Source organism: Pseudoduganella lurida, assembly GCF_007830455.1.
In the GTDB taxonomy this organism is placed as follows: Bacteria; Pseudomonadota; Gammaproteobacteria; order Burkholderiales; family Burkholderiaceae_D; genus Rugamonas; species Rugamonas lurida.
Genome location: NZ_VLLB01000001.1, coordinates 1,284,879 through 1,297,608, shown reverse-complemented (window position 1 = coordinate 1,297,608; position 12,730 = coordinate 1,284,879). Strand labels below are relative to the sequence as shown.

The window sequence follows — 12,730 nt, the reverse complement described above, 5'->3', positions numbered from 1 at the left end:
GGCTATTTGCCGGGCCGCCCGGCCGAGCTGCCGCCGCTGACCGGGCGCGTGGACATCGCGTTCACGGCGGCGGCGCTGTCGATGCCCGAGAAGGTGCGCTTCCGCTTCCGGCTGGCTGGGCTGGAAAGCACGTGGCGCGAGGCCGCGGCGGTGCGCCAGGCTTCCTACACGAACCTGGCGCCGGGCGACTACCGCTTCGAGGTCGTGGCCATCAACGAGGACGGCGTCGAGAGTGCCGCGCCGGCCGTCGCAACGCTGCGCATCGCACCGGCGTTCTGGCAGACCGCGTGGTTCCGGCTGCTCTCCGGCGTGCTGGCCGTCGGGCTGCTGGCCGCGCTGTACCGCTGGCGCGTGGGCCGGCTCACGGCGCGGGTGCGCGAGCGGCTCGAAGTGAAGATGCGGGAACGCGAACGCATTGCGCGCGCCCTGCATGACACGGTGCTGCAAAGCCTGCAGGGCCTGCTGCTGCGCTTCGAGGCCGTCAAGCACGGGCTGGCGCCGGACAGCGAAGTGCGCGCACGCATGGAGGAGGGCCTGCAACGCGCGGAAGCCGCCATCGCGGAAGGGCGGGACAGCGTGCGCGGCCTGCGGCACGGCACCGGCCCGGACGAGGCGCTGGACCGGGCGCTGGCCGCCGTGGCGAACGAGTGCGCTGCGCACCATCCGCTGGCCTGGTCGCAGGAGACGACCGGGCAGGTTCGGCCGCTGCAGCCGGCCATCGCGGAGGAAGTGCATGCCATCGCGCGCGAAGCGCTGCGCAACGCGTTCCAGCATTCGGGCGGCACGCAGGTGACCCTGACGGTGCGGTACGATGCCGATGCGCTGGTGGTGATGGTGGCGGACGACGGCACGGGCTTCGATCCCGCCGTCGATCCGCGGGTGGGCCGCGAAGGGCACTGGGGACTGCGCGGCATGCGCGAGGCAGCGGGAGCGATCGGCGCGGCCGTGGAGATCGGCCACCCGGCCGGCGGCGGCACCTCGGTCACACTGCGCGTGCCGGCGATCCGTGCCTACGCTGCGCGGCAGGAAAACGGCTGGATGGAACGGTTGCGGCGGCTGGTGCGCCGGCAGTGATGGCGTGTCGCCGATGGCGGGATCGGCAGCGCCGGAGGACTGGAACCTGACGCAGCCGCTGCTTACTGGATAGCGAAGGTCAGCAGGAAGGCCAGCAGGAGGGCCAGCAGGAAGGCCTGCAGGGAAGGCCAGCACGAAGGGCCAGCCGGGAAGGTCAGCAGGGAACGGCCGATCCGCGAACCGGCCGTTGCCGCTTACTGGCGCTGGCGGCGCCGCACGGCAAAGCCGACCAGGCCCATACCGGCGAGCAGCATGCCATAGGTCGCCGGTTCCGGCACTGCCGAGATGGTCAGGGTGTAGGCGCCCGGTCCCTGGTACTCCGTCAGCTGGTAGGTGCCTGCAAGGAAGGATGGTGCCTCCTCGCTGCCGCTGTACAGCTGCGGGCCGTCCGTTTGCACCAGGATCGAACCGCCGTAGTAGTCTTCCAGCGTCAGCCCGCCGCCCACATCGGCGTGGTAGAAGGTGACGTCCGCGAGCTCGCTCACGGCACCGGTATAGTTCCCTACCACATCATAGAACAGCATCCCGCCTCCCAGGCCGTACTCATCCGGTATCGTGGCCGAATCGATCTGCCAGGTTGCCGAGTAGTCGCCCGTCAGCGTGAACTGGTACCACGCGGCGTTGGCGATACCGGCCCACAGGAGGGTCGCTGCGACGGCTGCATTGCTCAAGACTTGTTTCAGTTTCATGAGTATCCCGATCAGTTAGCGTTGGTGGAGTTTCTACCCGCCGCGTTAGCGCTGCGGCGTTGTAAAGATTATCACGGTGCCTCGTTTAACAGTTTGAAAAACTTGCCTTGTTGTTAATTTGCGAATTTCATTCATGTTGGATCTCGTCGTGCATGAAGCCGGTCTGCCACAGGTCCTCGGGGGGCTCGGCGCTGCTGTCCCTGCAACTCCCGCCGTGCCCATGCTAAGCTTCGAAGATTGATCACATTCACTACCTTCACCAGTACAGACGATGGCATCCACCAGCTCCACTTTCCGCATCACCCCTTCCACCGCCCCCCTTTCGGCCGAGCAGCGGCAACAGCAGCTGCAGTCGATCCAGTTCGGCCGCGTGTTCACCGACCACATGGCCGTGGTCTCGTACCGCAACGGCACCTGGCAGGACCCTGAGGTCAAGCCGTACGGCCCCCTGTCGCTGTCGCCGGCTTCGTCCGTGCTGCACTATGGCCAGGCGATCTTCGAAGGCTTCAAGGCCTATCGCCAGCCGGACGGCTCGATCAGCCTGTTCCGCCCGGACAGCAACAGCGAGCGCTTCAACCGCAGCGCGGCGCGCCTGGCCATGCCGTCGATCCCGCAGGAGCTGTTCATCGGCGCGGCCGAGGCGCTGGTCGCCATCGACCAGGCCTGGGTGCCGTCCGGCTCGGGCGAGAGCCTGTACCTGCGCCCGTTCATGATCGCCACCGATGCGTTCCTGGGCGTGCGGCCTTCCGAGGAATACCTGTTCCTGCTGATCGCGTCGCCCGCCGGCGAGTACTTCCCGCAGGGCCTCAAGCCCGTCAGCGTGTGGGCCAGCAAGGAGTACGTGCGCGCCGCGCCGGGCGGTACCGGTGAAGCCAAGTGCGCCGGCAACTACGCGGCCAGCCTGCTGGCGCAGGCCGAAGCGAAGGAGCATGGCTGCGACCAGGTGATCTGGCTGGATGCGATCGAGCGCGAAGTCATCGAGGAGATGGGGGGCATGAACCTGTTCTTCGTCTACCGCGATGGCGGCGCGCCCGTGGTGGTCACGCCGGCGCTGACCGGCACGCTGCTGCCGGGTATCACGCGCTCCACGCTGCTGAACGTGGCTGGCGACCTGGGCTACCAGGCCGAGGAACGCCGGCTGCCGTTGACGCAGGTGCTGAACGATATCGCCTCCGGCGCCATCAGCGAAGTGTTCGCCTGCGGCACGGCGGCCGTCATCACGCCGGTCGGCGAGATCAAGGGCCGCGGCTTCGCGCAGACCATCAACAACAACGAGAACGGCCCGGTCGCGATGGCCCTGCGCACGGCGCTGCTGGGCATCCAGCGCGGCACCGCGCCGGACACGCACGGCTGGCTGCATCCAGTGGCGCTGGGCTGAGTATCGGGTGAATGCATGCGGCTGAACAGCCAGCATGTGTCGGAGAGGGCATGCGGGCCGAAAAGCCTGCATGCCGGCGGGCGCCGCGTCGGGATGACGTGGCCCGCCCGTTGAAGCTTATTTCGCTGCGTCGGCCGCTAGGCCCTGCGTCAGGATGTCCGCAACGGTGGCGTTCAGGTCGCCGCCACGTTCGGTGGCCAGCGCCTGCAGCTGCTTCACCAGATCGCCATTGAGCTTGACCGCGAACGGCATCAGGCCCAGTGCCTGGTCCAGCTTGCGCTGCTCGCGCTTGTCGATGGCGGGAGCGGCCGCCGCACCAAAGGACGGTGCGCCCGGTACTGCCATCTTGCCCATCAGTTTTTTGGCGTCACTCTTTGCCAGGCCAGTCTTTTTCACGTTGAATCCCTTTTAAAAGCGCCATTCTACGCGCCCGTCTTCCTTTCCGGTCCGCCGGGCCTCTGTTCAGCGCCCGTGCTCTGCGATATCCTTGCTGAAAAGCACTAAAGCACAGCGATCGGAGGAATCATGCACACAGAACTGACCGGCCGCGCGGCCGTCGACCGGCATCTGCAACAGGCCGAGGACAAGCTGGCGCGGCTGCGCTCGCTCGACCCCGTCTTCTTCGACATCTCCCTGCGCGAACCCTGTTTCGCCTCGCCCATCGGCCACACGCTGCAGAACAAGCTCGATCTGCTGAAGCTGGTCGACCGGTTCGGCGTGCAGAACCGGATCATCGCCACGCTGGACTACCAGTACGGCGATCATCCCGAAGTGGAAGACGACTTCTGCCTGCACCTGCAGAAGGAGGGCTACGACCTGCGCCACTCTTTCGCCATGACTTCGCTGGGCGGCCAGCAGGGCGGCGTGTTCGTGCCGGACCTGAGCATGCAGAAGCTGGTGGACTACGGCATTCCCAACACGATCCTCGAAGTGGAACCGGTACCGGGCGCGGACCTGCGGATGACGCTGGCGAACATCGCGGGCAGCATCGCCTGGCTGCGCGAACATCTGGCGCCGGTCGATGGCCAGGCGGGCCGCGTCTACCTGAATGTGCTCAACCTGATCGACGTGTTCATGGCCGACCGCGCGGGCGCCTGCGAGATCGTGGCGCTGGTCGCCACGCTGCCATTCGACGGCCTGTCGTTCGAGGACGACCGCGGCACCTATTTCCCGTTCCAGGTGGGCGCCATTGCCGCCGCGGCGAAGGCCATGCTGCGCGCGGACCAGCAGCTGCTGTGCCACGTCCACACCAATAACGGGATGGAGAACGCGTCCGTCATCGAAGCGCTGCTGCAGGGGGCGGACGGTTACTGGGGCGGGCTGGAACGCACCTCCTCGACCATCGGCCACGCCAGCCTGGGCGAGCTGATCGCCAACCTGGTGCGGGCCGGGAATCCACACGTGACCCGCTATGCTGTCGACCAGCTGGCGCCGATCTGCGATGCCATGCATGCGATCAATACCGGCGAAGCGATGCCGCAGGAATGGCCGGTCTTCGGCGCCAATGCGTACCGCTCGGTGCTGTCCGACTTCGACCAGCGCAGCAACCGGCCGATGGACCTGGCGCCGGATGCCATCGGCCGGCAGTACGTCCACCGCATCGCACCGGTCGGCAGCGACGTGCCCGTCGTCCAGGCGCGCGTGCAGGAGGCGCTGGACCTCGCCATCACCGAACCGGTTGCCAAGCGCATGATCCTGCTGATGCGCGAAGACCTGCGCAACAACCTGCGCATCGAGTACGACCAGCCCGCCCAGCTGCAGCAGCTGGTCGACCGCGCGCTGTTGCCACGGTAGAGCTCGTGTCATGGTGCCTGGCACCGTGACACGAGCTCGACCATGAATGGCACGGTGCCTGGCACCGTGACACGGACTGGGCAGTAGTTCAGGCGGCGCCATCCTCCTTCGGCGCCGGTCCGCGCGTGCGCCCCGGCGCCTTCAGCTTCACCGGGCGGTTGGTGCGGGCCGACTCGTAGATCGCCTCGATGATGCGCTGGTCCTGCAGGCCTTCCTCGCCGGGCGTGTGGACATCCCTGTTCTGCTGGATGCATTCGGCGAAGTGGTCCATCTCCGCGGCGAACTGGTTCTTTTCCTTCAGCCCGATATCGCTGGCCTGCTCCTTGCCCTCGACCACGCGCGTGATCTTCAGCTTGTTGCCGTTGTAGGCGTAGGCGGGATCCATTTCGGCCCAGGCCTCCGCGGCATTCAGGCGGAACATCTGCGACTTGTGCGCCGCGTAGCTGGTGGAGCAGCTGGCGATGAAGCCGCTGGGGAAGCGCAGGATGAACTGGCAGGATTCCTCCACTTCCCTGAACCGCGCATCGCCCGGCGTGGACCAGACATTGCCGATCACCTCGACCGGCTCCTCGCCGCTGAGGAAGCGGGCCGCGTTGATGCAGTACAAGCCCACGTCGGGCAGGGCGCCGCCGCCGGCCAGCGCCCGCTTCAGGCGCCAGTGCTGCGGGTCGCCCATGTTCTGCGAGTTCACCGAGATGAATTCCTTCAGCGCGCCCAGCTTCTTCTCCTGCACCATCTTCACCAGCGCCCGGTCCAGCACCTCGTACTGGCTGCGGTAGGCGATCATCAGCTGCACCTTCGCCTTGCGGCAGGCGTCGATCATCTGCTGGCATTCCTTCACGCTGTTGGCCATCGGCTTCTCGCACAGCACGTGCTTGCCGGCCTTCGCGGCGCGGATGGTGTACTCGGGGTGCATATGGTTCGGCAGGCCGATGTATACGGCCTTCACGTCCGCCATCTGCGCCAGTTTGTCGTATTCCTTGTAGTCGAGCACCGCGCTGTCCGGGATGTTGTACTGGCGCGCCAGCTTCAGGCCCTTTTCGCGGTCGCCCGTCACGAGTGCCACCGGTTTCGCGTGCTTGCTCTGGCCGAAGGCCGGCAGTACTTCGTTGACGGAGATGCGGCCCAGGCCGACGATGGCGATGCCCACGCGCTCGCCCAGCGGATCGGCGGGCGGCTCGGTGACTTCGGGCTTTTCCGACTTGTCGTTGATCGGCGGGAAGGTGATGCGGTCCCGTTCGTTGGCGGCGGCATGGAGCGTCGGCGCGGACAGGGCGGCAAGCGTGCCGACATAGCGCAGGAAGTCGCGGCGCGGTGGCTGGTTCTGGATCATGGATGGATTCCGTTGCGGTTGAAGGCAGTGATCCTCGCACGCTGTCCTGAACATCAGCGCCAGCTTGCTTCAATGCACGATCACGCCTCCCGATCAAAGCCTTGATCGTTCCTTCCCGGCCGCCGACCGGGCAGCCCGCGCCGTATACCATGGCGGACATCGTGCCCATTCCAGACGCCCAATGATCCGCCAAGCCATTCTTCTCGCCGTCTTCGCCTGCACCGCCGCCACCGCCCAGGAAGACCGCGGCTACAAGGTCTACCAGTTCCCCGCCAATCAAATCCCCGTCATCGACGGCAAGGCCGACGACTGGCGCGATGTCCCGGCCGACTACATCGTGGGCACCGACCAGCTGCGCGACGATGTGGGCAAGGCCGCGGGGAATCTCCGCAAGATCGATCCGAAGAGCCTCGACGTGAAGGTGCGCGTGGCCTGGGTGAAGGGCCTGAACCGCCTGTACTTCCTCTACGAAGCGTGGGACGACTACTGGGATTTCGCCGATCCCGGCCTGCACAACGACACCTTCGAGATCGTCGTCGATGCCGACCTGTCCGGCGGCCCGCTGATCGACACGCTGCACCCGAACCCGTCGCTGCCCTGGTCGCAGCGCTACTTCGATTATCACGGCGTGCACGCGCAGAACTACCACATCTTCATGCCGGCGCAGGGCAAGGACTGGGCGCTGCTGTGGGGCCCGCAGGCCTGGCTGAAGAAGCTGCCGTATTCGAACATCGCATACGCCTACGATTTCAAACCCGGCCAGCCCGGCAAGCTCACCGCCGAATTCTGGATCACGCCCTTCGACTATGCCGGCGCCGATCCTGCCCGCGCCGTGGAGTCGGTGCTCAGGGAGAACCGCAAGATCGGGCTCACCTGGGCCGTCATCGACTACGACGACCTGAAGGACGAAAAGAAGAAGGGCTTCTGGAACCTGTCCGACAACCGCAAGATGTACGGCAATTCGAGCCTGGGCACCGTCTTCACGCTGATGCCGCTGGAAGCGCAGCACCGCAAGGCGTTCGAGGCGCAGTGGTCGTTCATCGTCACCGACATGGCCCGGCGCCAGGTCACGTTCCGCGACGAGAGCGTGGGACCCGTCGAGCGCTGGCACTGGGACTTCGGCGACGGCACCAGCTCGGCCGAGCAGCATCCCGTGCACCGCTACCGGGAGGCCGGCAAGTACCTGGTGGTGCTGACGGTGGAAGGGCCGCAGGGATCGTCGCGCATGGCCAAGCTGTGGGATGTGGCGGTCGAATGACCGGGGGCAGGATCGATCATCTTTGTGACGGATCGCGCCGGCCCGCTGTCCCGTTGCGCGTGACTCCATTATCGTAGCCGTCTGGACCCGGCCGGCCACGCGGCCGGTCCGCTCACGAACGGAGATTGCATGCACTCGCTTACGCTTAGTATCCGCACCATCCTTGCCCCGTTGCTGCTGGCCGCAGCGTTCACGTCCGCCGCACTCGCCGCGGAAGCGCCGCCCCTCACCTGGGTCGACCAGGACACCGGCCACCGCGTCTGGCGCCTGACGCCGGAGCCGGATTCCTCGGCGCTGTACTTCAACTTCACGGCCATCACGCCGGACGGCAAGTCGATGGTCTACAACGCGCCGGACGGCATCCACGCCCTCGACCTGGCCACCCGCAAGACGCGCCTGCTGGTGCCGAACAATGGCGACCGCATGGCGGCGCGCACCATCGCCGTCGGCCGCAAGACCAACAGCGTATTCTTCCTGAAGGACGATCCGGCCACCAAGGTCACGTCGATCCACTCGGCCAGCTTCGACACGGGCGCGATGCGCAAGCTGGTCGACCTGCCGCAGGGCTACCACGTGGACAGCATCAATGCCGACGAAACGCTTGCCGCCGGCACCTTCGAATCCGATCCGAAGTTCGACAAGTCCGTCCTGCAGGGGAAGAAGTTCGGCGAGCCGGGCGGCCCGCTGACGGAGGCCGCGGCGAAAGGCCAGATGATGGAGCGGCGCCTGGCATCGCGCATGCCGCTGGTGCTGTTCGCGATCGACCTCAAGACCGCGAAAGTCACCGAGATGCTGCACTCGACGGACTGGATCAACCACCTGCTGTTCTCGCCCACCGATCCGAACCTGCTGATGTACTGCCACGAGGGCCCATGGCACAAGGTCGACCGCGTGTGGACCATCCGCACCGACGGCTCGCAGAAAACCCTGGTCCACCAGCGCACCATGGCGATGGAGATCGCCGGCCACGAGTTCTGGGGCGAGGATGGCAGGACGGTCTGGTACGACTGGCAGTATCCGAAGGGCGCCACGTTCTACGTGGCCGGCCGCCAGCTCGACACGGGCAAGCGCTTCGCCTACCAGGTCGAGCGCAACGACTGGTCGATCCATTTCAACGTCAACCGCGAAGGCACGCTGTTCACGGGCGACGGCGGCGACTCGGGCCAGGTGGCGAAGGCGCCCGATGGCGGCTGGATCGTGCTGCTGCGGCCCACCTCCGTGCTCGCGGAAGGCGCCACCAACGACAAGGACTACTGGCAGCCCGGCGTGATGAAATCGGAGCGGCTGGTGAACATGGCGAACCACGACTACCGTCTCGAGCCGAACGTGCGGTTCACGCCGGACAGCAAGCTGGTGCTCTTCCGCTCGAACATGTTCGGTGCCACCTATGTGCTGGGCGTGGAAGTGGACAAGGCCGAAGCGGGTGCGAAGGATGTCATGTCCACGCCGGCGCTGGCGCGCAAGTTCAAGCCGAAGGCGCCCACCCCGACGAACGTGAAGCCGACGGCCTGAACGGGTAGGCCTTCCGGCCCATGCCGGCCGGGTCGCCGATCGACTACACTGGCGGTATCCGAACGACAGTGACCTGATCGACACGCCATGGCCAACCCGAACGCAAGCGCCCCCGAATTCCTGCCCGAGACGGGGCCCGACGAGCAGGTTCCCGTGCTCGCCGCATCGATCGAGCAGCGCCGCCACCAGATCTTCCCCGTGCTGACGGAGCGGGAAGTGGCGCGGCTGCTGCGCTTCGGCACGGTGCGCACGTATGGCAACGGCGTGCGCATCCTCGAGGCGGGCTACACCCGCTTCGGCATGGTGCTCGTGCTGAAGGGGCGCATGGCCGCGTACCGGTATGACGGCCTGGGCAACTCCGCCTTCGTCATCGAGCACGGGCCCGGCGAATTCACCGCGGAGGTGTCGCAGCTGGCCGGGCGGCCCTCGCTGGTCAATGTGACGGCGGTCGGCAGCGTCGAGGCGCTCGTGATCCCGGCGGACCAGTTGCGTGCGCTGGTGATCGCCGAGGCGGAACTGGGCGAACGCATCGTGCGCGCGCTGATCCTGCGCCGCGTGAACCTGCTCGAACTCGGCTCGGGCGGCCCGGTGCTGGTGGCGCCGCCGGGCCAGCCCGCGCTGTTCCACATGCAGAGCTTCCTCACGGCGAACGGCCATCCGCACACCGTGCTCGATCCCCGCAACGACGAAACGGCGCAGGCGCTGTGCGAGCACTACCAGCCCACGGCGGACGACTGGCCCCTGGTGGTGTGCCCCGATGGCAGCGTGCTGAAGAACCCGTCGAATGTCGAGATGGGCCGCTGCCTGGGCATGTCGCGCGAGCTCCCGGCGGAGAAGGTATGGGATGTGATCGTGGTGGGCGCCGGTCCCGCCGGCCTGGCCACCGCCGTGTACGCCGGCTCCGAGGGCCTGTCCGTGCTGGCACTCGAAGCACGCGCGTTCGGCGGGCAGGCCGCGGCCAGTGCGCGCATCGAGAACTACCTGGGCTTCCCGACCGGGATTTCGGGCCGCGCACTGGCCGGCCGCGCCCACGTGCAGGCGATGAAATTCGGCGTGGAGCTGGCGATACCGCTGGCCGCCACGCATCTGGCCTGTCACGCGGTGCCGCTGGCGCTGGACCTGGTGGATGGCCAGCGCGTGCGGGGGCGCAGCGTGGTGCTGTCCTGCGGCGCGCGCTACCGCCGGCCGTCGCTGGCCAACATCAAGCAGTTCGAGGGGCGCGGCATCTACTACTGGGCCTCGCGCATCGAGGCCAACCTGTGCGTCGATGCCACGGTGATCCTGGTCGGCGGGGGCAACTCGGCCGGCCAGGCCGCCGTGTTCCTGTCCACGCACGCGCGCAAGGTCCACATGCTGGTCCGCGGCGACGGATTGAAGTCCACCATGTCCGCGTACCTGATCGAGCGCATCCGCGCCACCGCCAACATCGAGCTGCACACGCACACCGAGATCGTGGCGCTGGAAGGGGACGACGAGGGGCTGAAGGGAGTCCGCTGGCGCAACAACAATTCGCTCAGCGAGAAGGACGTGAACGTGAGCCGCGTGTTCCTGTTCATCGGCGCCGATCCGAACACGGACTGGCTGGACGGCTGCGGCGTGGAGGTCGACAAGCAGGGCTTCATCCGCACCGGCGACGCGGTGCAGGCGGCGCCATGCCGCCTCGATGCCACGGGCGCGCCGGTGCGCTCTTCCCTGGAGACGAGCGTGCCCGGCGTATTCGCCATCGGCGACGTGCGGGCCGGCTCCACCAAGCGGGTGGCGGCGGGCGTGGGCGAGGGCGCGCAGGTGGTGTCGCAGATCCACGCCTATCTCGCCAGCCTGCCGGTGGCAGGGTAGGCAAGCGCCGTGAGCGTCAGGCGGCGTCTGGGACTTTCGCGATCACCTTGATCTCGAACTGGAAGCCGTACAGCCACGTCACGCCCACCGCCGTCACGTTCGGGTAGGGCGCCTCGCCCCAGTATTCGGACACCACGTTCCAGATCGTCTCGAACTTCGATTCCGGGTCGACCATGAACACGGTCACGTCCACCGCATCGGCGAAGGTGCCGCCGGCCGCCGCCAGGATCGCGTTCAGGTTCTCGAAGGCGCGGCGCACCTGCGCTGCCAAGTCCGGCACCGGCGAGCCGTCCTCGCGGCTGCCCACCTGGCCGGACACGAACAGGAAACCGTTCGAGCGCACCGCCGGTGAGTAGCGGTTCTTTTCATACAGGGCCTGGCGGCCGGGCGGGAAGACCACGTCGCGTTTGTTCATTCTTGTACTCCTTGAAGGGGAAGGGATGCAGCCAGTGTAGGCCGCCGATCGTTATCGATAAATACGCAGATCGCGACACCACTGTTTGTATAATCAAAACAATGGAGGTGGCATGGATCGGATCGATGCGATGAACGCGTTCGTGCGCGTGGTGGAGACGGGCAGCTTCACGAAGGCCGCGCTGACGCTGCAGATGGGCCGCGCGACCGTCACGCAGCTGGTGCAGCAGCTGGAGGCGCGGCTGCGCGTGAAACTGCTGAACCGCACCACGCGGCGCGTGAGCCTGACCGTCGATGGCACCCTGTATTACGAGCGCGTGGTGCGGCTGCTCGCGGAGCTGGAAGACGTGGAAGGCAGCCTGCCGAATGCCGCCGGGCTGCCGGCCGGACTGCTGCGCGTCGACGTGCCCAGCCCCCTGGCCAGCCTGATCCTGGTGCCGGCGCTGCCCGCCTTCCACGCGCGCTATCCGGACATCCAGCTGGACCTGGGCGTGAGCGACCGCATGGTGGACCTGATCGGCGAGAACGTCGATTGCGTGGTGCGTGGCGGCGCGCTGGCCGACCAGTCGCTGATGGCGCGCCGCGTGGCGGACCTGCAGGTGGGCGTGTATGCCGCGCCGGACTACCTCGAGCGAGCCGGCACGCCGGCGCATCCGCGCGACCTGGAAGACACGCACCACCGCATCGTCGCCTTCCGCGGCTCGCGCACCGGCAAGGGCCTGCCGTATGCGATGCGGCGCGGCGACGACAGCCTGACGGTGCAGGGCCGCTACGTGCTGTCGATCGACGACGGCAATGCCTACCTGGCGGCGGGCCTGGCCGGCCTGGGCGCGTTGTGGCTGCCCGAGTACATGGCCCGCGCCCACGTCGCGCGCGGCGCACTCGTGCCGATGTTCGAGGACTGGCAGCTGGAACCGATGCCGCTGTACGTGGCCTACCGCCCGAACCGGCACGTGAGCCGCAAGCTGCGCGCGTTCATCGACTGGGTGGCCGAAGTGATGGAAGGCCTCGCGCCTGCGGCCGAGCCCGTGTCATAAGGGGGCAGTGTCATAAGGGGGGCCGTGTCACATTGGGGGCAGGCACCGTGACACGGACTCGGCCATCACAGATGAGGCCGTGTCCATGTCGGGGTCTGACCCCAGGGTGGACACGGGCTCGGCCGTTGCGGCCGCCGCCAAGTGACAATCCGTCAGCATTGCCTGTAGAATCGCGCCTTCAAGTGCACGGTGCCCGGCCACGATTCGTGGCGGGTGAAACGGGAAGCCGGTGAAGCGCGCGACATGCCTCGCGTGCCATTCCGGCGCAGCCCCCGCTGCTGTAAGCCAGACGAACCGGTCCAACCGCCACTGCGCATCGCGCGGGAAGGCAGGGGCCGGGGAGGATGACGGCGAGCCAGAAGACCGGCCGGGCACGATGGATTGCGCAGGACCCGGGGTGCGGTC

General features: G+C 67.3%; 11 protein-coding genes and 1 riboswitch. Of the genes, 7 read left to right on the top strand and 4 right to left on the bottom strand.

The window, feature by feature from the left end:
• Window positions 1-6: 6 nt before the first annotated feature.
• Window positions 7-1,074 (top strand): ATP-binding protein, encoded by a 1,068-nt coding sequence (locus IP91_RS05530; protein ID WP_145647722.1) that lies wholly within the window; start codon window positions 7-9, stop codon window positions 1,072-1,074.
• A 194-nt stretch (window positions 1,075-1,268) separates the two neighbouring features.
• Here the strand turns inward: IP91_RS05530 and IP91_RS05525 are convergent, their stop codons facing one another.
• Window positions 1,269-1,763 carry a PEPxxWA-CTERM sorting domain-containing protein gene (locus tag IP91_RS05525; protein WP_145647721.1) on the bottom strand — a complete coding sequence of 165 codons (495 nt, stop codon included), beginning with the start codon at window positions 1,761-1,763 and terminating at the stop codon, window positions 1,269-1,271.
• A gap of 271 nt (window positions 1,764-2,034) precedes the next feature.
• Here IP91_RS05525 and IP91_RS05520 point away from each other — a divergent pair, with 271 nt between their 5' ends.
• Complete coding sequence (locus IP91_RS05520; RefSeq protein WP_145647720.1) at window positions 2,035-3,141, top strand: branched-chain amino acid aminotransferase; 1,107 nt, start codon at window positions 2,035-2,037, stop codon at window positions 3,139-3,141.
• A gap of 117 nt (window positions 3,142-3,258) precedes the next feature.
• Here IP91_RS05520 and IP91_RS05515 read toward each other — a convergent pair whose 3' ends face one another.
• Complete coding sequence (locus IP91_RS05515; protein ID WP_145647719.1) at window positions 3,259-3,537, bottom strand: hypothetical protein; 279 nt, start codon at window positions 3,535-3,537, stop codon at window positions 3,259-3,261.
• 129 nt (window positions 3,538-3,666) lie between these two features.
• On the opposite strand from IP91_RS05515, the gene IP91_RS05510 reads away from it, so the two are divergent.
• Entirely contained in the window at window positions 3,667-4,935 is a 1,269-nt protein-coding gene (locus tag IP91_RS05510) for a homocitrate synthase (RefSeq protein ID WP_145647718.1), read from the top strand.
• Between the two features lie 88 nt (window positions 4,936-5,023).
• On the opposite strand, the gene IP91_RS05505 is transcribed toward IP91_RS05510, so the two are convergent.
• Window positions 5,024-6,268, bottom strand: coding sequence for a Gfo/Idh/MocA family protein (locus tag IP91_RS05505; protein WP_145647717.1), 1,245 nt, complete (start codon window positions 6,266-6,268; stop codon window positions 5,024-5,026).
• A gap of 181 nt (window positions 6,269-6,449) precedes the next feature.
• Here IP91_RS05505 and IP91_RS05500 point away from each other — a divergent pair, with 181 nt between their 5' ends.
• From IP91_RS05500 to IP91_RS05490, 3 genes are all read left to right on the top strand, one after another.
• Window positions 6,450-7,526 carry a PKD domain-containing protein gene (locus IP91_RS05500; RefSeq protein WP_145647716.1) on the top strand — a complete coding sequence of 359 codons (1,077 nt, stop codon included), beginning with the start codon at window positions 6,450-6,452 and terminating at the stop codon, window positions 7,524-7,526.
• Window positions 7,527-7,655: 129 nt separating this feature from the next.
• The gene (locus IP91_RS05495; protein ID WP_145647715.1) at window positions 7,656-9,038 is read left to right on the top strand and encodes an oligogalacturonate lyase family protein; all 1,383 of its coding nucleotides are present in this window, start codon (window positions 7,656-7,658) and stop codon (window positions 9,036-9,038) included.
• An 87-nt stretch (window positions 9,039-9,125) separates the two neighbouring features.
• Entirely contained in the window at window positions 9,126-10,874 is a 1,749-nt protein-coding gene (locus tag IP91_RS05490; protein ID WP_145647714.1) for an FAD-dependent oxidoreductase, read from the top strand.
• 16 nt (window positions 10,875-10,890) lie between these two features.
• Here IP91_RS05490 and IP91_RS05485 read toward each other — a convergent pair whose 3' ends face one another.
• A complete protein-coding gene (locus IP91_RS05485; RefSeq protein WP_145647713.1) occupies window positions 10,891-11,289 on the bottom strand; it encodes a RidA family protein in 399 nt (132 codons plus the stop codon).
• A gap of 112 nt (window positions 11,290-11,401) precedes the next feature.
• On the opposite strand from IP91_RS05485, the gene IP91_RS05480 reads away from it, so the two are divergent.
• Window positions 11,402-12,325, top strand: coding sequence for a LysR family transcriptional regulator (locus IP91_RS05480; RefSeq protein ID WP_145647712.1), 924 nt, complete (start codon window positions 11,402-11,404; stop codon window positions 12,323-12,325).
• A gap of 177 nt (window positions 12,326-12,502) precedes the next feature.
• Window positions 12,503-12,711, top strand: a riboswitch (cobalamin riboswitch).
• The last annotated feature ends 19 nt before the right edge of the window (window positions 12,712-12,730 follow it).